General features: G+C 70.5%; 1 protein-coding gene. It reads right to left on the bottom strand.

From position 1 onward, the window contains the following. Nucleotides 1-1,988: condensation domain-containing protein (locus ACFXAE_RS36120; protein WP_384723954.1), on the bottom strand; the 1,988-nt coding region annotated here is incomplete at both ends.

Below are 1,988 nucleotides of genomic sequence, written 5' to 3'. Positions count from 1 at the left end.
CGCACCCCCGGATCAGCAACCACCACCTCCAACACCCGCACCAACCGCTCAGCCAACCGCTCAGCGGTCACCGCGTCGAACAGATCCGTGCTGAACTCCAGCGCGCCGCGCATACCGACGGGGGTGCCGTCGGTCGCGCGTTGCTCGGAGAACCGGAAGAGAAGGTCGAACTTGGCCGCGCCGAGGTCGACGGGTTCGGGCACGACGGTGAGGCCGGGCAGGTTCTGGACCGCGTCGGCCGCGGCCTGCTGGTCGATGTTGTTGAAGACGAAACGCACCTGGAAGAGCGGGTGCCGGGCCGCGAGGCGCGTGGGGTTGAGGACTTCCACCAGCCGCTCGAACGGCACGTCCTGGTGGGCGTACGCCGCCAGGTCCGTCTCGCGGACCCGCCCGACGAGTTCACGGAAGGTCGGGTTGCCGGAGAGGTCGGTGCGCAGCACCAGGGTGTTGATGAAGAAGCCGACCAGGTCCTCCACCGCGTCGTCGGTACGGCCGGCGATCGGGGTTCCCAGGGGGATGTCCGTGCCCGCGCCCAGCCGCGACAGCAGCGTCGCCAGCGCGGACTGCACCACCATGAAGGGGCTCGCCTGGCACTCGCGCGCCAGCTCCACGAGGCGGGCGTGCAGCGCCGACGTGATCTCGAACGGAACCGATCCGCCCTCGAAGGACGCGACTTCGGACCGCGACCGGTCGACAGGCAGCTCCAGCTCCTCGGGAAGCCCGGCCAGCGCCTGCCTCCAGTAGTCCAGTTGCTGCGAGATCGGGCTGTCGGGGTCCTCGTCGGAGCCCAGCACCTCGCGCTGCCACAGCGTGAAGTCTGCATACTGCACGGGGAGTTCGGACCACACGGGAGCAGTGCCCGTGGATGCGGACGTATAGGCCGTGGTCAGGTCTCGCGCGAACAACGGCATGGACCAGCCGTCCCCCGCGATGTGATGGACCAGCACCAGCAACACGTGCTGCTCCGACCCCAGCTCGAACAGCCAGGCGCGGACGGGGATCTCGGCGCCGAGGTCGAAGCCGTACTGGGCCGCCGCCTTCAGTGCGGCGGGCAGCCCGGCCTCATCCGTGTGGACGGTCTCCAGGACGGGTACGGCATCCGCGGCAGCCAGCACCCGCTGGTACGGGCCCTCGGCGTCCTCGCCGAAGACGGTGCGCAGCGACTCGTGCCGCGCCACCACATCGGTCAGCGCCGCACGCAGCGCGTCATGGTCCAGGTCACCGTTCAGCCGCAGCGAGACCGGCATGTTGTACGTCGGGCTCGGCCCCTCCAGCCGGTGCAGGAACCACAGTCCGCGCTGTGCGAAGGACAGCGGCAGACGCTCGGGGCGTACAGCCGCCCGGGCGACCGCCGTCCGGCCCTCGTTCGCGGTGTCGAGCGCCGCGGCCAGGGCGGCGACGGTGGGGGTGCTGAAGATCTGCCGCACGGGCAGTTCGACGCCGAGTGCCGAACGGATACGGCTCGCGAGTCGCGTGGCCAGCAGCGAGTGGCCGCCGCGGTCGAAGAAGCTGTCGTCGACGCCCACATCCGGAGTGCCGAGCACCTCGGCGAACAGACCACACAGGATCTCCTCGCGCGGCGAACGCGGCGCCCGGGAACGGGACTTCACCTCATACTCGGGCATGGGCAAAACACGCCGGTCGAGTTTGCCGTGGGAGGTCAGCGGCAGCGCGTCCAGGACCACGACGGCGGCCGGGACCATGTACTCCGGCAACGACTCGGCCAGCGCGGCCCGCACGGCCGCCACGTCGAGCGCCACACCGGCCTCCGGTACGGCATAACCGACGAGCCGCTTGTCACCTGGACGGTCCTCGCGGACGAGGGCGGCGGCCTGTGCGATGTGCGGGTGCGCCGCGAGCGCGGACTGGACCTCGCCCAGCTCGATGCGGTAACCGCGTACCTTGACCTGGTCATCGGCCCGGCCGACGTACTCCAGCTGACCCTCCCGGTTCCACCGGGCGATGTCCCCCGTCCGGTACATCCGCGT

Origin of the sequence: Streptomyces sp. NPDC059454 (assembly GCF_042749965.1) — a bacterium.
Lineage (GTDB): Bacteria > Actinomycetota > Actinomycetes > Streptomycetales > Streptomycetaceae > Streptomyces.
The sequence above is the reverse complement of the archived record's forward strand: the minus strand, read 5'-3'. Positions and strand labels throughout refer to the sequence as shown.